Consider the following 17,482-nt stretch of genomic DNA (forward strand, 5'->3'; position numbering starts at 1 on the left):
AAATACCTTGAATTAGTTGTGCGGCGAGGCTGGGTTTGCGTTGGCTGCGGTCAGGGTCTGCGCCTGGAAGCCGCCGCCCAGCGCTTGCATCAGTTGAATCGAAAGGTCGATCTGCTCGGCATTGAGGGTGGCCAATTGACGCTGGGCCTGCAGCAGTTGCTGCTCGATGCTGAGCACGTCCAGGTAGTTGCCGATGCCGGAACCGTAACGCTGGACCGCGGTGTTGTAAGAATCCCGGGCGACGTCGGTGGCATGCTGCTGCGCAGCGATCTGCCGGCCAATGTCACGCAACTGGTTGATCGTGTCGCCGACATCGCCCAGTGCGCTCACCAGCGTCTTGTTGTACTGCGCCACCGCCAGGTCGTAATCGGCGTCGCGTGCATCGAGATTGGCGCGCAGGCGTCCGCCATCGAAGATCGGCAACGAAACGGTCGGGGCAATGTTGAAGAAACGACTGGCCGAACCGAACATCGCATCCCCCAGCAAAGACTCGGCCCCGGCCGAGGCCGACAGGTTGAGGTTGGGGTAGAAACGGGTCTTCGCCGCTGCGATGTCTTTGCTCGCGGCTTCGACTCGCCAACGCGCCGCGACCAGATCAGGACGCCGCCCGAGCAGTTCTGCCGGCAACACCGATGGCACGGCGACGGCGCTCGGTTGCAACACGCTCGGCCGGACGATTTCGTTGCCGCGATCCGGGCCTTTGCCAAGCAATACGGCCAGGGCGATTTTCGCGCTGTTCAGGCGTTTTTCCGCGTCGATCAGGCTGGCTTGCGAACTCGCTTCCAGGCTCTGGGTTTGCTGGAACTGGTACTGGCTGTCGATGCCGGAACTCAAGCGGCGTTGGCTCAAGTCAAGCATTTGCCGGGTGCGTTTGAGGTCTTCGCTGGCCAGGTCATAAACGATGTGTGCTTGGCCGAGATCGCTGTAGGCGCGTGCGACGTCGGCAGCGAGAGTCAACTGCGCGGCCTGACGATCGACTTCGGCGGCACGCGCCTGGCCGAGCGCGGCTTCCCACGCGTCACGCTGTCCGCCCCACAAATCGAAGTTGTAATTGAAGCCGGCACTGACATTGCGCACGGTCGCGTAGGCACCGCCCTGCCCCCGCGGATCCTGATCCCGGGCCAGGCGCGAACGGCTGATGCCGGCGCTGGCGTCGAGGGTCGGATAACGTTCGGCATCGGCGGCATACGCGGCAGCGCTGGCCTGATGGGCACGGGCCGCGGCGATCTGCATATCTGGACTGTCGCGCAGGGCTTCGCGGATCAGGCCGTCGAGCTGCGGATCGCCGAGATTGGTCCACCAATCGCTCTTTGGCCACGCGGCCGGCGACAGGCTAACGCCGTCGAGGGATTGCGCTGTCTTCAGGCTTTGCGCATCGACGCGCTGGCCTTCGGTGTCGAGGCCGCTGTAGTTGGCGCAACCGGCCAGGATCATCGCCGACAGCAGCAGAGTCACGCTGCTGCGCAGGGTTTTACCGCTCATTGTGTTCACCTAAGCGCTGGACGGTGATCGGGTCACCGGCGGCCAGCAGGATTTTCTTGAGAATGTATTCGAGGGTTTTCAGCTCATCGCGGGAGATGGCGCCGGCCAGCTCATTCATCGCCTCGGCGCCGATGTATGGCAGGCGATCGGTCAACTGCTGGCCTTGCTCCGTCAGCCGGAGCTGAACCTGACGGCGATCGGCTTCACTGCGTTGGCGAATCAGAAAACTTTTCTGCTCCAGACGATCGAGCATGCGCGTCATCGAGCCGCTGTCCAGCGACAGGTGCCGACACAGCTCGGCAGGCGTATCGACGCCGAACTGGGCCATGATGATCAACACCTTGAACTGCGCGGCGGTGATGCCGTGCGGTTCCATGTGCGTGTCGATGATCCGGTCCTTGAGCAGCGCGGCCCGGCCCAGCAACAGGCCGAGGTGGCAATGTTTGAATTCGTCGGGGGTGAAATGCTTCATGGGCTCACCTGATAACTGCCTAGGCAGTGAATGTATGTCGAGATGTTACTGCTTAGGCAGCGAATGTCAACGCAATAGTTAGGGGGATTAGTAATTAGTTGACCAGTGGGCTGGGTTTTTGCGGGTAAAGCGAAAAGATCGCAGCCTTCGGTGCTCCTACATGGGCTTGAAGTGAACCCTGTAGATACCGTCTTAAGCCTCACCGGGCAAGCGCAAGTTTCGGGTCATATGGCAGTCCTGACTTGAGCACTCCGTAAACGAAGTGCAGCAGCTTGCGCATTGCCGCGCAGATGATCTGCTTGGGGGCCTTGCCGTTGGCCTCCAGGCGTTCTTTCATCGCCTTGATCGCCTTATTGTGCTTCAGCGCCACCATGCCAGGCATGTAAAGGCCTGCACGCAGCCGCGCTGACCCGACTCTCGAAATTAGGGTGTGGCCTTTGAGCTTTCCTGATTCCTGCAGCTTTGGATTCAGCCCGGCGGCGGCGACCAATTGGCGAGGATCACTGTATTTGCGCAAGTCACCCAGTTCGGCCAGCAATCGTTCAAGCGTTTTTTGTCCGATGCCGTCGATGGTTACGATCAGATCCCGCATCTGACGCATATCCGGGTCGTCATCGATGTGTTTTTTGATCGCCTTATGCGTTTCTATGATCTCTTTTTCGATATGGCGCAGAACGGAGTTGATCGAGTCTTTGACCTTTTCGTCGGAAACGTCCAGACGATTAAGCTCCATTTGTTCCATTTCCTGAAGGTCATCCAGGCGGCGCACCATTGCTTTCAACTGGCGATATTTCAGCGGCTCAGGCGCCCATGGCCGAAGCTTTTGATCCTTTTCCCGAGCGAAGTCGGCGATCAGTTTCGCATCGCTTTTATCGGTCTTGATCCGGCGAAGTTCGCTGTCAGCGTACGCTTTGGTCGTAGCCGGGTTCACCACGCAGACCCGGAAGCCTTTGTTGTAAACGAACTCGGCGAGCTCCAAGTGGTAGACGCTGGTGGCTTCCATCACGATCAGGGCCGAACGCTCGACGTTTTTGTCTAGCCAAGCCTCAAACTCTTTGAAGCCCTTTGGATCGTTGGCCAGTTTGGCCTTGGTTTTGTGCTTGCCGTTGGGCAGGTGTGTAGCGATATCAAAGGTGTTCTTTGCGATGTCGACGCCAACGAAACCGGACATGATCGTTTCTCCACTTGTTCCCTGTTGTGATCATCACGTCACTCTGTCCAACCTTGCGAATGCGGGCTCTCGCCGGAGGCGGGCCCAAGATACCGTGCGAACTGTACGAGTGAGTGTGGAGGGCTGGAGCACGATCTACGTCACAGGCAACAAGCCTAAGGAGCTGCGCGGCTTCCAAGTCCCTCCCTCGATGATCAGTCGAGAACTATCGCTCCTGACGGAGCGTTAGTCGAGATACAAGGAGCTGCCGAAGGCTGCGATCTTTTGATTTTGATCCTGAAGAAAAATCAAAAGATCGCAGCCTTCGGCAGCTCCTACCAGAACCCTGATGCAGCCGGATTTCGCGGCCCGACCGATAAAGCTTTATCATGGCCGCAGTTTCGCTGATCGAGTCCATCATGAAGTTCGCCATTGCGCTGTTTTCCGCCGCCCATGCGCCCTCCTCACGCCGTGCCTTGCTGTTTGCCCAGGCTGCGTTGGCCGGGGGGCATCAGATTGTCAGGCTGTTTTTCTATCAGGACGGTGTTTTCAATGCCTCCGATGCAGTGGTAACACCGCAGGACGAACTGGATCTGCCCAAACAATGGCGCGCCTTTATCAGCGAGAAACAACTTGATGGCGTGGTGTGCATCGCTGCCGCGCTGCGTCGGGGTGTATTGAACGAAGAAGAAGCCAGGCGCTATCAGCGCAACGCAGCGTCGGTCAGCGCACCGTGGGAATTGTCCGGTCTCGGTCAGTTGCACGACGCGGTACAAGACGCCGACCGCCTCATCTGCTTCGGAGGTGCCTGACAATGCCCAAGTCCGTGTTGATCATCAGCCGCCAGTCGCCATGGTCCGGCCCCGGCGCCCGGGAAGCGCTGGACATCGTGCTGGCCGGGGGCGCCTTCGATCTGCCGATCGGGTTGCTCTTCCTCGATGACGGTGTGCTGCAATTGGCCGCCGGGCAGAACGCCAAGGCCCTGCAACAAAAGGATCTCAGCGCCAACCTGCAAGCGCTGCCGATGTTCGGTGTCGAGGAGCTGTTCTATTGCGCTGAAAGCGCCAACGCTCGCGGTCTGGGAAAACGGTCGCTGGATGAAGCCGAGCCGCTTTCAGCTGAACACATCACTGCCCTTATTGACCGCTACGACCAGGTGATCACCCTCTGATGTCGACTTTGCATGTGTTGTCTCACTCCCCGTTTGGCGATGATCGTCTGAGCAGTTGCCTGCGATTGATCGGTAGCGCTGATGCCTTGTTGTTGTGCGGCGATGCGGTGTATGCGCTGCAACCGGACAGCGCGCCGTTCTTCGCCCTGCAAGACCGAACCATCAAAGTATTTGTATTGGATGAAGACGCGCAGGCGCGTGCGATTGATATTCCAGACTGGGCCGAGGCCGTCGATTACCCGGCCTTCGTCGAACTGTCGATTCATCACGACAAGGTCAACAGCTGGTTATGAATTTCTTGACCGTCGGCGCCCGCGCCATCGAACTGGACAAGGATGGCTTTCTGGTAGACCTGAGCGATTGGTCGGCCGAGGTCGCCAGCGCCCTCGCCGCTGCCGAAGACATCGAGTTGACGCCCGAGCACTGGGAAGTCCTTGAGCTGCTGCGCAGCTTCTACGCAGAATTCCAGCTGTCCCCGGCCACGCGGCCGCTGATCAAGTACACCGCGTTGAAACTCGGAGCGGACAAAGGCAACAGCCTGCACCTGAACCGACTGTTCAAAGGCACCCCTGCCAAACTCGCCGCGAAACTGGCGGGCCTGCCCAAACCGACGAATTGCCTATGACCGATTATCCAGTGCTGACCCTTGAAACGCCCGCCGAACACCCGTTCGCCCAGTTCGTGCGTATCCTCGGCAAGGGCAAGCGCGGCGCTCGCGACCTGACGCGCGAGGAAGCCCGGCAAGCCATGGGCATGGTGCTTGATGACCAGGTCGAGGACACGCAACTCGGCGCGTTTCTGATGTTGCTGCGGCACAAGGAAGAAAGTGCAGAAGAAATGGCCGGTTTCACCGAAGCCCTGCGCGAGCGCTTGCAGGCGCCGGCATTGACCGTCGATCTCGACTGGCCGACCTACGCGGGCAAGAAACGCCATCTGCCGTGGTATCTGCTGGCGGCCAAATGCCTGGCGCAGAACGGGTTGCGCATTTTCATGCATGGCGGCGGCGCGCACACGGCCGGGCGCCTGTACAGCGAGCAGTTGCTCGGCGAACTGAACATTGCGTTGTGCCGCAACTGGCAGCAGGTCGGTACGGCGCTGGACGGCAGCGGGCTGGCGTTTATGCCGCTGGTGGATTGGGCGCCGCAGTTGCAGAAGATGATCGACCTGCGCAACACTCTGGGCCTGCGCTCGCCGATCCACTCGCTGGCGCGGATTCTCAATCCCTTGGGCGCGCGCTGTGGCCTGCAGAGTATTTTCCACCCGGGCTACCAGGCCGTGCATCGCGATGCCAGCGGTTTGCTGGGAGACACTGCGATTGTGGTCAAGGGCGATGGCGGCGAAATCGAGATCAACCCGGACGCCACCAGCCATCTCTACGGCACCAGCGGCGGTCAGAGCTGGGACGAAGAATGGCCACAGCTGTCCGCGCAGCGCCACGTCAAACCCGCTTCGCTGGACATCGAACATTTGAAGGCCGTGTGGCGTGGTGATGTCGTCGACAGCTACCCGCAAATGGCCCTGATTGCGACCATGGCGCTGGCCTTGCGCGGCCTCGGTCAAGATCGTGAGCAAGCCTTCAAAACCGCCGAGGTTTTTTGGAGCGCACGCAACAAATCGATTTAACCGATCAGTAGCGCCCGATCTTTGCGCTTTTTGTTCGAACTCATCGGAATAGACTCGACTCCAACGAATATTGGTTTTGGGAGTCTTGATCATGGGTTTACTCGTCGACGGCCGCTGGCAGGACAAGTGGTACGAAAGCAGCAAAGACGGCGCGTTCCAGCGCGAACAGGCACAACGCCGCAACTGGGTCACCGCCGACGGCCAGCCTGGGCCGAGCGGTGAAGGCGGTTTCGCTGCCGAGGCCGGCCGTTATCACCTCTACGTTTCTCTCGCCTGCCCGTGGGCACACCGCACGCTGATCCTGCGCAAACTGAAAGGTCTGGAAAGCCTGATCGATGTGTCTGTGGTCAGTTGGCTGATGCTGGAAAACGGCTGGACCTTCGACAAGACGCTCGGCTCGACCGGTGACAAACTCCATGACTTCCAATTCATGCATCAGCGCTACACCGCTGAAACCCCTGACTACACCGGACGCGTAACGGTGCCTGTGCTGTGGGACAAGCAGCTCAAGCGCATCGTCAGTAATGAATCGGCTGAAATCATCCGCATGTTCAACAGCGCTTTTGATGATCTCACCGGCAATGACCTGGACTTCTACCCCGCGCCTTTGCGCAACGAAATCGATGCGCTGAACGAGCGAATCTATCCGGCAGTGAACAATGGCGTTTATCGCGCCGGATTTGCCACGTCGCAGCGGGCCTATGAACAAGCGTTCGATGAAGTGTTTGCCGAGCTGGATCATCTGGAGCAACTGCTGGGGGCCAATCGTTACCTGAGCGGCGAATACCTGACCGAGGCCGATGTGCGGTTGTTTACCACAATGATTCGCTTCGACGCGGTCTATCACGGGCACTTCAAGTGCAACTTGCGACGAATAGCCGATTACCCGAACCTGTCGAACTGGTTGCGTGAGATGTATCAATGGCCGGGGATTGCCGAGACTGTCGATTTCCAGCACATCAAAAATCACTACTACGGCAGCCACAAGACCATCAACCCGACCGGGGTGGTGCCGAAGGGACCGGAGCAGGATTTCAGCGCGGCCCATGATCGGGCGCGGTTGAGCGGCAAAGGGGTTTGGGGGAAGGGCTGAATCTGTATTGGTTTGATGGCCCATCGCGAGCAGGCTCGCTCCCACACTGGATCTGTGTCATGCACGGATCCCCTGTGGGAGCGAGCCTGCTCGCGAATGAAGGCAACCGTTCTCAGACCTGCGCCTGAGCCCCTTCAAACCACGCCAGTTTCTCGCGCAATTGCACCACTTCACCGACGATCACCAGCGTCGGCGCATGCACTTCATGCTCCGCCACCATCTGCGGCAAATCGGCCAACGTGCCCGTAAACACGCGCTGGTTGACCGTGGTGCCCTGCTGGATCAGCGCCGCCGGGGTGTCCGCCGCACGGCCATGCTTGATCAATTGCTCACAGATCACCGGCAATCCCACCAGGCCCATATAGAACACCAGGGTCTGCGCAGGCGAGACGAGGTCAGCCCATGGCAGATCAGTGGAACCGTCCTTCAAGTGCCCCGTGACGAAACGCACCGACTGGGCGTGGTCACGATGGGTCAAGGGAATCCCGGCATAGGCTGCGCAACCGCTGGCTGCCGTGATGCCTGGCACCACTTGAAACGGGATGCCGTGGGCGGCCAGCTCTTCGATTTCCTCGCCGCCGCGGCCGAAGATGAACGGATCGCCACCCTTCAGCCGCACCACGCGCTTACCGGCCTTGGCCAGATCGACCAGTTGCTGGTTGATCTGATCTTGCGGCACCGAGTGTTCGGAGCGACGCTTGCCGACGTACACGCGCTCGGCATCGCGACGGCACAATTCCAGAATCGCCGGCGCTACCAGACGGTCATACAGCACCACATCGGCTTGCTGCATCAGGCGCAGCGCACGGAAGGTCAGCAGATCCGGATCACCCGGGCCGGCGCCGACCAGATAAACCTCGCCTGTGGTGACCATGGGTTCGCCATCCACCTTGGCTTGCAACAGGCGCTCGGCCTCCGCGCCCTGCCCGGCCAATTGCCGATCGGCAATCGGGCCCTGAAATACGTCTTCCCAAAAACCGCGACGCTGCTGTACATCCGGAAACAGGTTTTTAACCTGATGACGGAAACGTGCGGCAAGCCCGGCGAGTTGTCCGTAGGTCGAGGGAATCCAGGTTTCGATCTTGGCGCGAATCAGACGCGCCAGCACCGGCGCGTCACCGCCGCTGGAGACGGCGATGATCAACGGCGAGCGATCGACGATTGCCGGGAAGATCACGCTGCACAAGGCAGGCGCATCGACCACATTGACCGGTACGCAACGTTGATGGGCATCGGTTGAAACCTGGGCGTTGAGCGTTTCGTCGTCTGTGGCGGCAATGATCAGCCCGCAACCGTCCAGATCCGCTTCAACGTAACCGCGCAACAGGCATTCCCCGCCGCTGGCAGCGACCAGTTCAGCCAGTTGCGTTTCAATTTCAGGTGCGACCACCCGCAGCAGCGCACCGGCATCGGCCAGCAGGCGGGATTTGCGCAAGGCAATTTCCCCCCCGCCGACCACCAACACACGACTGCCGCGCAGGTTGTGAAACAGCGGCAGATATTTCATTTAGCCGATGACCTCAAGGCCACCCATGTACGGCTTGAGTACGTCCGGCACGCGGATCGAACCGTCGGCCTGCTGGTAGTTTTCCAGCACCGCCACCAGGGCGCGACCGACCGCGAGACCTGAACCGTTCAAGGTGTGTACCAACTCAGGCTTGCCGGTCTCCGGGTTGCGGAAACGCGCTTGCATGCGGCGAGCCTGGAAATCGCCACAGTTGGAGCACGAGGAGATTTCGCGGTACTTGTCCTGGCTCGGAATCCACACCTCCAAGTCATAAGTCTTGACCGCGCTGAAGCCCATGTCGCCGGTGCACAGGGCCAGGGTGCGGTAAGGCAGACCGAGCAATTGCAGGACTTTTTCAGCGTTGGCAGTGAGGCCTTCCAGTGCTTCCATCGATTGCGACGGCTCGACGATCTGAACCATTTCGACCTTGTCGAACTGGTGCTGACGGATCATGCCGCGAGTGTCGCGACCCGACGCACCCGCTTCGCTTCGGAAGCATGGGGTGTGGGCAACGAACTTGATCGGCAGCAGTTTCGAGTCGACGATTTCGCCGGCAACGATATTGGTCAGCGACACTTCCGCTGTCGGGATCAGGTAAAGATCGGCCTCGCCTTCGCGGGCGATCTTGAACAGGTCTTCTTCGAACTTCGGCAACTGCCCGGTGCCCTGCAGCGCAGGCGCCTGTACCAGATAAGGCGTGTAAGCCTCTTCGTAGCCGTGCTCGGTGACGTGCAGGTTGATCATGAATTGCGCCAGTGCGCGATGCAGACGCGCGATCGGGCCACGCAGCACGGCGAAACGGGCGCCGGACAGCTTGGCGGCGGTTTCAAAATCCAGCCAGCCGAACTTCTCACCGAGGGCGACGTGGTCTTTGACCTCGAAATCAAACCGGGTCGGGGTGCCCCAGCGGCGCACTTCGACGTTGTCTTCTTCGTCCTTGCCGACCGGAACCGATTCGTGCGGCAGGTTCGGAATACCGAGCAGGATCGAATCCAGTTCGGTCTGGATTGCGTCCAGCTCGACCTTGCCAGCGCTCAATTCGCCCGCCATGCGCTCGACATCAGCCATCAGCGGCGCGATGTCTTCACCACGCTGCTTGGCTTGGCCGATGGACTTGGAACGCGCGTTACGCTCAGCCTGCAGTGCTTCGGTGCGGGTCTGGACGGTCTTGCGCTGTTCTTCCAGCGCTTCGATGCGCGCAGTGTCCAGGGCAAAGCCACGGGAAGCCAGGCGGTCCGCTACGTCCTGAAGGTTGCTACGTAACAGTTTGGAATCGAGCATGTCGGTTTCTCGTTATCAAAGTTTGGTCAGGGACAGGCCGGCCCACGTTGCGAGCAGCCCGCCGAATACGCTGAGTGCCGCATAGCCCAGCGCCAGCAACACCTGCCCGCTTTCCAGCAGGCGCACCGTATCCAGTGAAAAGGATGAAAAAGTCGTCAGCCCCCCGAGGAAGCCGACCATCAACCCGGCACGCACCTCGATCGGCACCTCCGGGCGTATCAAAAACAGGCCGTACAGCACGCCAATCAGCAGACAGCCCACGATATTAACGGCCAGCGTCGCGGTATAGAAGTGCCGCGGCCAATTGGCGCTGACCCAATTGCCGGTAGCAAAGCGCAACAAGGTGCCGGCAACGCCGCCGACCGAAACCGCAAGGATCAAAGGGACCACTACTTTCTCCGCTGCCGGGGGCTCAGACGATCGAGTTGAGCGAGGTGGTTGAGCTTCTCGCCGATTTTCAGTTCCAGGCCACGGGGCACCGGCTGGTAGAACGGGATGGGGTCGAGTTCTTCCGGGAAGTAGTCTTCACCGGCAGCATAAGCATCAGGTTCATCGTGGGCATAACGGTATTCGTCGCCGTAGCCCAACTGCTTCATCAGCTTGGTCGGCGCGTTACGCAGGTGCAGCGGGACCTCCAGCGAACCGTTTTCCGCCGCGGCGCGCAGCGCAGTCTTGAAGCCCATGTACACCGCATTGCTTTTCGGTGCGCAAGCCAGATAAGTGATGGCCTGAGCCACGGCCAGCTCGCCTTCCGGACTGCCCAGACGTTCCTGCACTTCCCACGCTGCCAGGCACAGGCTGAGCGCGCGCGGGTCGGCGTTGCCGATGTCTTCGCTGGCCATGCGCACCACGCGCCGCGCCAGGTAGAGCGGGTCGCAACCGCCATCGATCATCCGCGCGAACCAGTACAACGCGCCGTCGGGATTGGAGCCGCGCACTGATTTGTGCAGCGCCGATATCTGGTCATAAAACGCTTCGCCGCCCTTGTCGAAACGCCGGCGGGTATCACCGAGCAGGCTCTGCAGCAGTTCGATGCCGATCTCACTATCGTCTTCGGCCAGGTCAGACGCGTTCTCGAGCAGATTGAGCAGACGCCGGCCATCGCCGTCAGCGGCGGACAGCAGCATCTGGAAACCTTCATCGCTCAGCGTCAGGTTGCGCTTGCCCAGCCCACGTTCTTCGGTCAGCGCGCGGTGCACCAGTTTGCGCAGCGCCGCTTCGTCGAGGCTTTTCAGCACATAAACGCGGGCACGCGACAACAACGCGTTGTTCAGTTCGAACGAAGGGTTTTCAGTGGTGGCGCCGATGAAAATCAGCGTGCCGTCTTCAACGTAAGGCAGGAACGCATCCTGCTGGGACTTGTTGAAGCGGTGCACTTCGTCGACAAAGAGGATGGTGCGTTTGCCGTACTGACCGGCCTGCTGCTTGGCGATTTCAACCGCCTGACGGATCTCCTTGACCCCGGCGAGCACCGCCGAGACCGTTTCGAAGTGCGCGTCAGAGACTTCCGCGAGCAACCGCGCCAGGGTGGTCTTCCCTACCCCCGGCGGCCCCCAGAAGATCATTGAATGCAGGGCACCCTGCTCCAGCGCCTCACGCAGAGGCTTGCCGCGAGCGAGCAGATGTTCCTGACCGACGTACTCATCCAGATTGGCCGCACGCAAACGCGCTGCCAGCGGCTGGGCAATCGGTGCACTGCGAAACAGATCCATCACGTAGCGTTGAAACCTCTGTTTTGAAAGCTTGTAAGAAAACCTGTGGAGAGGGAGCTTGCTCCCTCTCCACAAAAGCTCAGATTCAGCTTATGCATCATTCCTGGATGACGTCGGCACCCTTTGGAATATCGAACTTGAACTTCGACGCCGGCACTGCTTCGTTGGCCTTGACCCCGGTGAACAGGATATTGGTGCGCTGGCCGACGCTGTCAATCAGTTGCATATCATTGAGCAGGCCGTTGCGGAACGACAGACGCAGGTTATCGAACAGGGTGTCTTTGGTTTTCGGCTTGAGCGTAAAGTCGATGACGCCTCCGGCCTCTTTGGCACTGATATCGAAGCTCTGGCTGATTTTCGACACGTCACCCGACAGCAGCAGCGCCGGGGTCTGGGTCAGACGCTCGTCGAGTTTTTTGATGGTCGCCTGTTCCAGGTCCGGGTCCCAGAGAGTGACTTTCTTACCGTCGGAGACCATCGTCTGCTCGGCCGGCGCATTGGTGTGCCAGTAGAACAGGCCCGGGCGCTGCAGGGTCATGTTGCCCGTGGTTTCCTGCAACTGGGTACCGCTGCCATCGAGGGTCAACTGGGAGAAATTCGCCGACAGGGTCTTGGATGTTTCCAGCAATTGGGTCAGACGCGCCACGTCCTTCTCATCAGCGTGAGCCGAAAGTGTGGTCAGAGCCAGTACTGGCAACAGCATGCGGATAAGGCGCATGAGAGTCCTCTTGAATACTCGTGGGGAGAGCGGGCGGCGCATCATTGCGCCACCCGGTTCGTTGCGATTCAGTCGCGTACCGGGCCCGGAGCCAGGACTTCACGCGAGCCGTTGGTGTTCATTGAAGTGACGACGCCAGCCATTTCCATGGCTTCGATCATCCGCGCGGCGCGGTTGTAGCCGATCTTGAGTTTGCGCTGCACGGCAGAAATCGAGGCGCGACGACTCTCGAGTACGAACTGCACCGCTTCGTCATAGAGCGCATCGGCTTCGGGATCATCACCGTCGCCACCGCCACTACTGCCTTCAAAGCCGCTGCCCGCCTCTTCAACGCCATTAAGAATGTCGTCGTTGTATTCCGGCGCGCCGCGCAGTTTCCACGCTTCGACCACACGGTGAACTTCATCGTCGGAAACGAAAGCGCCGTGCACCCGGATCGGCAGGCTGGTGCCTGGCGGCATGTAGAGCATGTCACCGTGCCCCAGCAATTGCTCGGCGCCGCCCTGGTCAATGATGGTCCGCGAGTCGATCTTGCTCGACACCTGGAACGCCATGCGGGTCGGAATGTTGGCCTTGATCAGACCGGTGATCACGTCCACCGACGGCCGCTGGGTTGCGAGGATCAAGTGAATCCCCGCCGCACGCGCCTTCTGCGCGATACGGGCGATCAGCTCTTCGACTTTCTTGCCGACGATCATCATCATGTCGGCGAATTCGTCGACCACCACGACGATGGTCGGCAGTTTCTGCAGCAGCGGTGCTTCGTCGTGAATGCTCTCGCGTTTGTACAGCGGATCGCTCAACGGCTCGCCGGCGTCCTGGGCTTCCTTGACCTTGGCGTTGAACCCGGACAGGTTACGCACGCCCATCTTCGCCATGAGCTTGTAGCGCCGCTCCATCTCGGCAACGCTCCAGCGCAGGGCGTTGGCCGCATCCTTCATGTCGGTGACCACCGGGCAAAGCAGGTGCGGAATACCTTCGTAAATAGACAATTCCAACATCTTCGGGTCGATCATGATCAGCTTGGCGTCTTCCGGGCCGGACTTGAACAGGATCGACAGAATCATCGCGTTCACGCCCACGGATTTACCGGAACCGGTGGTACCGGCCACCAGCAGGTGCGGCATCTTCGCCAGGTCAGTGATCACCGGTTTACCGCCAATATCGTGACCCAACGCCAGGGTGACCGGGGATTTGAAGTTGTCGTACTCGGGGGTTGAAAGCACCTCGGAGAAACGCACGATCTGACGGTCTTCGTTCGGAATTTCGATACCCACCGTCGTCTTGCCCGGAATCACCTCGACCACCCGCACGCTGGTCACGGCCAGCGAACGCGCAAGGTCCTTGGCCAGGTTGGCAATGCGGCTGACCTTGACACCAGCAGCCGGCTGGATTTCGTAACGGGTAATCACCGGGCCTGGATGGATCGAATCAACCGTGACCTCGACGCCAAACTCCTTGAGCTTGATCTCCAGCAGATGGCCAACCGCTGCCAGGGACTCGGGCGAGTAGTTCAGCTGTTTCTTTTCCGCAGGATCGAGAATAGAAATCGGCGGCAAGGTGCCTTCCACGGCGCTGTCGACAAACAACGGCGCCTGTTTCTCTTTCTGCACGCGCTTGCTTGGCTCGGGTGCCTTGGCCGGCGCCGGAGCGATAACCGGCGGGACCTGCTTCTCGCGGTCGGACATGTGCTTGCTCAGCGCTTGCTCGCGCTCGATCAGCCGTTCCTTGACCTTGGCCTGCTCGCGCTTGTCGGTGACGGTCGGCGCGACCACGTCATGTACGCGGTCATCGACTTCACGCAGTTGCGCCACCAGCTGCTTGCGCTCGGTGCGCGCCGACCACCAGCGGTTGAGCGCCCCCTGGAACAGCTCGAACAAGTCAAGCGTGATCTTGCCGGTGACGTCCATCACCTTGAACCACGACAGGTCAGTGAATACCGTCAGGCCGAACAGGAACAAGGCGATGAACAGGAGCGTGCTGCCTTGAATATTCAGTGCGTTTTTCGCCAGGTCGCCGAGGCTTTCGCCCAGTGCACCGCCGGCGCCCGCCGGCAAACCGGTCGCGGCATGGAAATGGATGTGCGCCAGCGCGGCGCCGGACAGCACCAGAAACACCAGACCGATCAGGCGCCAGGAAAACAGCCAGCCGCTCCACTGCCATGGTTCATGGCGCTGACGGAAGATCTGCCAGGCCTTGATCGCCAGCAGCAACGGGAAGATGTAGGCGAAATAACCCAGCACCATGAACAGAATATCGGCGCTGTAGGAGCCTGCCGGCCCGCCGAAGTTCTGCACGTCGTCGATCTTGCTGTTATGGCTCCAGCCCGGATCGTCCTTGCCGTAGGTCAGCAAGGCCATCATCAGGAACAGGCACAAGGCGCCAATGGCGATCAATGCACCTTCCTTGAGCCGGTAGTGCAGCTGTTGGCGCCAGAGCGGAACGACTGTTTTGGGTGCTTCGGTGGATTTCTTCAAAACGCTTCTTTTCCTGCGCCCGAGGCGCGTCCATCTATTGAATGACGATAAAAACTGCCCAATCCAGGCAGGTAAAAAGGTGAAAAGCCTGAGCGAGACTACTTTTTAACACTGTGCCACTGCTTTTATAAACACAGCTATAAACAAGAGGCACAGCGCAAGCCCGGTCACAGCCCGGCATTGTACGGGTTTGTGCGCTTGACGCCACGCTTCAAACCCCAACTTTGAGCATAGCCGGAGGCATACGATCTGCGCTCCAATTTGAGCACGCATTGTCTTTTGTGACAAAGGCTTATGAGGTGTATTTGATGAACGTAGCGAAGCAGACGAAATCTGCTTGATTACGCGCCGTACGAACATCGGTACGCTGCGCTTACGACCACGGCTGACACACCAAGTTGCAGGTCCCTACCCACCACCTGCTATATCCATGCAGGACATCCGCGTCATTTCGCGGCAAACTCTTCAACGGGGCTGGCGCCCCTGACCACCCCTCCCCTTCTGCAAGCCTGGATGCCATGCTGACTTGGTTACAACGCAATTCCCTGACTTTTCCGCCATTGGAAAAGGCCATGCGCGAGCCCAATGGATTGCTCGCCGCCGGTGGCGATCTGTCTGCCGATCGCCTGATCCAGGCATATCGTCATGGCTGTTTCCCCTGGTTCTCCGAAGGCCAACCGATCCTCTGGTGGTCACCGGACCCGCGCACCGTGCTGTTTCCTGACGAACTGCATGTATCGCGCAGTCTCGGCAAATTGCTGCGCAAAGAGCGCTATCAGGTGACCTTTGATCAGGATTTCGATGCCGTGATCCGCGCCTGCGCCGCGCCTCGGGATTATGCTGACGGCACCTGGATCACCGAGGCCATGCAGGATGCCTACGTTGAACTGCATCGGCGCGGCTTCGCTCACTCGGTTGAAGTCTGGGACCAAGGGCAACTGGTCGGCGGCCTGTACGGCCTGGCGATGGGTCAATTGTTTTTTGGCGAGTCGATGTTCAGCCGCGCTGACAACGCCTCCAAATACGGTTTCGCCACGCTGGTGCGACATTTGAAAGATGCGGGCGTTGTCCTGATCGACTGCCAGATGCCGACCGATCATCTGCACAGCCTGGGTGCCCGATCAATCCCGCGCGGCGAATTCGCCGATTATCTGGCTCGGCACCTCGACCAACCCAGCGCGGCAACCTGGGTTTGCTGAGCGTCTTTTGCGCAGGTGGCTTACACTTGATTTACCAGCTTATCCCGAGGGTTGATTCATGACCGAGTTGGCGCGTTTGAAGTTTTATGCCACTCAGCCCCACTCTTGCAGCTATCTGCCCGAGGAGCAGGCCACGACGCTGTTTCTCGACCCGAGTCAGCCCATGGATGTGCATGTCTACGCAGACCTGTCGGAGATGGGCTTTCGTCGCAGCGGCGATCATCTGTACCGACCGCATTGCCAGAACTGCAATGCGTGCGTACCTGCGCGCATCCCGTCTGCACAGTTCACCGCAAACCGTCAGCAAAAACGTATTTACAAGCGCAATGCGGACTTGCAGGTGCACCCTGTCAAACCGCAATTCAGCGAAGAATATTTTGATCTGTACCAGCGCTACATCGAACAGCGCCACGCAGATGGCGATATGTACCCGCCGAGCCGTGATCAGTTCTCGACGTTTCTGGTTCGTGATCTGCCCTTCTCGCGCTTCTACGAGTTTCGACTCGACGGACGGTTACTGGCAGTGGCTGTGACCGATTTGCTGCCTAACGGCTTATCGGCGGTGTACACCTTCTACGAACCAAACGAAGAACGCCGCAGCCTGGGCCGTTACGCGATCCTCTGGCAAATCGCCGAAAGCCAGCGTCTGGGCCTTGAGGCGGTCTACCTGGGTTACTGGATCAAGAACTGCAAAAAGATGAACTACAAGACGCAATACCGGCCCATTGAATTGCTGATCAATCAGCGCTGGGTCGTCCTGAACTAAACCCGCGGCCTAAACCCCTTGGCGTAAACCCCATTTTTCGGGCACAATGCACGCCGCTTTTGCCTGGCGCAGTTGCACCGGGCCATTCATTGGATACCGAGGGCTTTACTGCATGTCGAAAGAAGACAGCTTCGAAATGGAAGGCACTGTCGTCGACACCCTGCCCAACACCATGTTTCGTGTGGAGTTGGAAAATGGGCACGTCGTAACCGCGCATATTTCCGGCAAGATGCGCAAGAACTACATTCGTATTCTTACCGGTGACAAAGTGCGCGTCGAGCTGACGCCCTATGATTTGAGCAAAGGGCGGATCACTTACCGCGCTCGTTAATCAAGTCAATACAAGACGCCCGGCTTTTTGCCGGGCGTTTTTGTTTGTGCGATTTGAGGTTTGGGTTGGGGGGCATATCCGTTGCTGCGGGTGCTGCGGCTGAGGATTTCGCTCTTACAGCATGCAGATCAAAAGATCGCAGCCTTCGGCAGCTCCTACGGTTGGATCGCGTGCACCTGATAGAAATTAGTTGAACGGCAGGCCGCCTTCGCGAGCAGGCTCGCTCCCACAGAAAAGCAAAGCAGCGCAGCTGCCCGCGGCGAAGCCGCACCACTTACCAATGAGCGTTAGCTCGAGTAAAGCTTTTGATGTTGATCCACCGGCGACGTCGGAAGGCTGAGTGGAGGGATCGATCCGGGTGTGGGAGCGCAGCGACCGTCTGGCGCAGCCAGACACAGCGAAAGGAGGTGCAGCGAAGCAAACCGTAGCCGCTGCGCCCGGATCGGTCCCGGAGCGAAGGAACCCGAGCCTGCGAGGGCCGAACGCAGGAGCAAGCCTTT

General features: G+C 59.6%; 18 protein-coding genes. 9 read left to right on the top strand and 9 right to left on the bottom strand.

The genetic code is table 11. From position 1 onward, the window contains the following. Positions 1–12 precede the first annotated feature (12 nt). The 3 genes from HU727_RS24910 to HU727_RS24920 form a co-directional block, all read right to left on the bottom strand. Entirely contained in the window at positions 13–1,482 is a 1,470-nt protein-coding gene (locus HU727_RS24910) for an efflux transporter outer membrane subunit (RefSeq protein ID WP_186534167.1), read from the bottom strand. Continuing rightward, positions 1,472–1,954, bottom strand: a complete 483-nt coding sequence (locus HU727_RS24915; RefSeq protein WP_186534168.1) for a MarR family winged helix-turn-helix transcriptional regulator — start codon at positions 1,952–1,954, stop codon at positions 1,472–1,474. Before HU727_RS24915 ends, HU727_RS24910 begins: the two co-directional genes overlap by 11 nt. Positions 1,955–2,153: 199 nt before the next feature. Next, a complete protein-coding gene (locus HU727_RS24920) occupies positions 2,154–3,125 on the bottom strand; it encodes an IS110 family RNA-guided transposase (RefSeq protein WP_217847147.1) in 972 nt (323 codons plus the stop codon). 398 nt (positions 3,126–3,523) lie between these two features. Here HU727_RS24920 and tusD point away from each other — a divergent pair, with 398 nt between their 5' ends. The 6 genes from tusD (at position 3,524) to HU727_RS24950 (ending at position 6,991) form a co-directional block, all read left to right on the top strand. Further along, the gene (tusD, locus tag HU727_RS24925; protein ID WP_186534125.1) at positions 3,524–3,916 is read left to right on the top strand and encodes a sulfurtransferase complex subunit TusD; all 393 of its coding nucleotides are present in this window, start codon (positions 3,524–3,526) and stop codon (positions 3,914–3,916) included. Between the two features lie 2 nt (positions 3,917–3,918). Further along, positions 3,919–4,275, top strand: a complete 357-nt coding sequence (tusC, locus tag HU727_RS24930) for a sulfurtransferase complex subunit TusC (protein WP_186534126.1) — start codon at positions 3,919–3,921, stop codon at positions 4,273–4,275. Beyond that, on the top strand, positions 4,275–4,568 hold the full coding sequence (gene tusB, locus HU727_RS24935) for a sulfurtransferase complex subunit TusB (RefSeq protein WP_186534127.1): 294 nt from the start codon (positions 4,275–4,277) through the stop codon (positions 4,566–4,568). The genes tusC and tusB overlap by 1 nt, the downstream gene beginning before the upstream one ends. After that, positions 4,565–4,900 carry a TusE/DsrC/DsvC family sulfur relay protein gene (locus HU727_RS24940; RefSeq protein WP_186534128.1) on the top strand — a complete coding sequence of 112 codons (336 nt, stop codon included), beginning with the start codon at positions 4,565–4,567 and terminating at the stop codon, positions 4,898–4,900. The genes tusB and HU727_RS24940 overlap by 4 nt, the downstream gene beginning before the upstream one ends. Next, complete coding sequence (locus tag HU727_RS24945; RefSeq protein ID WP_186534129.1) at positions 4,897–5,898, top strand: glycosyl transferase family protein; 1,002 nt, start codon at positions 4,897–4,899, stop codon at positions 5,896–5,898. Before HU727_RS24940 ends, HU727_RS24945 begins: the two co-directional genes overlap by 4 nt. Before the next feature lie 91 nt (positions 5,899–5,989). Next, positions 5,990–6,991, top strand: coding sequence for a glutathione S-transferase family protein (locus HU727_RS24950; RefSeq protein ID WP_186534130.1), 1,002 nt, complete (start codon positions 5,990–5,992; stop codon positions 6,989–6,991). 112 nt (positions 6,992–7,103) lie between these two features. Here the strand turns inward: HU727_RS24950 and cysG are convergent, their stop codons facing one another. From cysG to HU727_RS24980, 6 genes are all read right to left on the bottom strand, one after another. Further along, on the bottom strand, positions 7,104–8,498 hold the full coding sequence (gene cysG / locus HU727_RS24955) for a siroheme synthase CysG (protein ID WP_186534131.1): 1,395 nt from the start codon (positions 8,496–8,498) through the stop codon (positions 7,104–7,106). Then, the gene (gene serS, locus HU727_RS24960; protein ID WP_186534132.1) at positions 8,499–9,779 is read right to left on the bottom strand and encodes a serine--tRNA ligase; all 1,281 of its coding nucleotides are present in this window, start codon (positions 9,777–9,779) and stop codon (positions 8,499–8,501) included. 15 nt (positions 9,780–9,794) lie between these two features. Further along, a complete protein-coding gene (gene crcB / locus HU727_RS24965) occupies positions 9,795–10,169 on the bottom strand; it encodes a fluoride efflux transporter CrcB (RefSeq protein ID WP_016775261.1) in 375 nt (124 codons plus the stop codon). After that, positions 10,169–11,491 carry a replication-associated recombination protein A gene (locus HU727_RS24970; protein WP_186534133.1) on the bottom strand — a complete coding sequence of 441 codons (1,323 nt, stop codon included), beginning with the start codon at positions 11,489–11,491 and terminating at the stop codon, positions 10,169–10,171. Before HU727_RS24970 ends, crcB begins: the two co-directional genes overlap by 1 nt. A 97-nt stretch (positions 11,492–11,588) precedes the next feature. After that, on the bottom strand, positions 11,589–12,209 hold the full coding sequence (gene lolA / locus HU727_RS24975; protein WP_186534134.1) for an outer membrane lipoprotein periplasmic chaperone LolA: 621 nt from the start codon (positions 12,207–12,209) through the stop codon (positions 11,589–11,591). Between the two features lie 68 nt (positions 12,210–12,277). Beyond that, a complete protein-coding gene (locus HU727_RS24980; protein ID WP_186534135.1) occupies positions 12,278–14,686 on the bottom strand; it encodes a DNA translocase FtsK in 2,409 nt (802 codons plus the stop codon). Between the two features lie 518 nt (positions 14,687–15,204). Between HU727_RS24980 and aat the strand changes: the two genes are divergently transcribed. From aat to infA, 3 genes are all read left to right on the top strand, one after another. Further along, complete coding sequence (gene aat, locus HU727_RS24985) at positions 15,205–15,885, top strand: leucyl/phenylalanyl-tRNA--protein transferase (RefSeq protein ID WP_186534136.1); 681 nt, start codon at positions 15,205–15,207, stop codon at positions 15,883–15,885. Between the two features lie 58 nt (positions 15,886–15,943). Beyond that, positions 15,944–16,651, top strand: a complete 708-nt coding sequence (locus tag HU727_RS24990; protein WP_186534137.1) for an arginyltransferase — start codon at positions 15,944–15,946, stop codon at positions 16,649–16,651. A 112-nt stretch (positions 16,652–16,763) separates the two neighbouring features. Continuing rightward, positions 16,764–16,982, top strand: a complete 219-nt coding sequence (infA, locus tag HU727_RS24995) for a translation initiation factor IF-1 (RefSeq protein ID WP_002553999.1) — start codon at positions 16,764–16,766, stop codon at positions 16,980–16,982. Positions 16,983–17,482: the final 500 nt, after the last annotated feature.

The sequence above is a fragment of the Pseudomonas khorasanensis genome (assembly GCF_014268505.2).
In the GTDB taxonomy this organism is placed as follows: domain Bacteria; phylum Pseudomonadota; class Gammaproteobacteria; order Pseudomonadales; family Pseudomonadaceae; genus Aquipseudomonas; species Aquipseudomonas khorasanensis.

Coding starts and splice junctions, on each gene's coding strand:
- HU727_RS24990 (WP_186534137.1), top strand. CDS start 15,944: ATGACCGAGTTGGCGCGTTTGAAGTTTTATGCCACTCAGCCCCACTCT.
- infA (WP_002553999.1), top strand. CDS start 16,764: ATGTCGAAAGAAGACAGCTTCGAAATGGAAGGCACTGTCGTCGACACC.
- HU727_RS24940 (WP_186534128.1), top strand. CDS start 4,565: ATGAATTTCTTGACCGTCGGCGCCCGCGCCATCGAACTGGACAAGGAT.
- tusD (WP_186534125.1), top strand. CDS start 3,524: ATGAAGTTCGCCATTGCGCTGTTTTCCGCCGCCCATGCGCCCTCCTCA.
- HU727_RS24920 (WP_217847147.1), bottom strand. CDS start 3,125: ATGTCCGGTTTCGTTGGCGTCGACATCGCAAAGAACACCTTTGATATC.
- HU727_RS24950 (WP_186534130.1), top strand. CDS start 5,990: ATGGGTTTACTCGTCGACGGCCGCTGGCAGGACAAGTGGTACGAAAGC.
- HU727_RS24945 (WP_186534129.1), top strand. CDS start 4,897: ATGACCGATTATCCAGTGCTGACCCTTGAAACGCCCGCCGAACACCCG.
- aat (WP_186534136.1), top strand. CDS start 15,205: ATGCTGACTTGGTTACAACGCAATTCCCTGACTTTTCCGCCATTGGAA.
- HU727_RS24915 (WP_186534168.1), bottom strand. CDS start 1,954: ATGAAGCATTTCACCCCCGACGAATTCAAACATTGCCACCTCGGCCTG.
- HU727_RS24910 (WP_186534167.1), bottom strand. CDS start 1,482: ATGAGCGGTAAAACCCTGCGCAGCAGCGTGACTCTGCTGCTGTCGGCG.
- cysG (WP_186534131.1), bottom strand. CDS start 8,498: ATGAAATATCTGCCGCTGTTTCACAACCTGCGCGGCAGTCGTGTGTTG.
- tusC (WP_186534126.1), top strand. CDS start 3,919: ATGCCCAAGTCCGTGTTGATCATCAGCCGCCAGTCGCCATGGTCCGGC.
- HU727_RS24970 (WP_186534133.1), bottom strand. CDS start 11,491: ATGGATCTGTTTCGCAGTGCACCGATTGCCCAGCCGCTGGCAGCGCGT.
- lolA (WP_186534134.1), bottom strand. CDS start 12,209: ATGCGCCTTATCCGCATGCTGTTGCCAGTACTGGCTCTGACCACACTT.
- tusB (WP_186534127.1), top strand. CDS start 4,275: ATGTCGACTTTGCATGTGTTGTCTCACTCCCCGTTTGGCGATGATCGT.
- serS (WP_186534132.1), bottom strand. CDS start 9,779: ATGCTCGATTCCAAACTGTTACGTAGCAACCTTCAGGACGTAGCGGAC.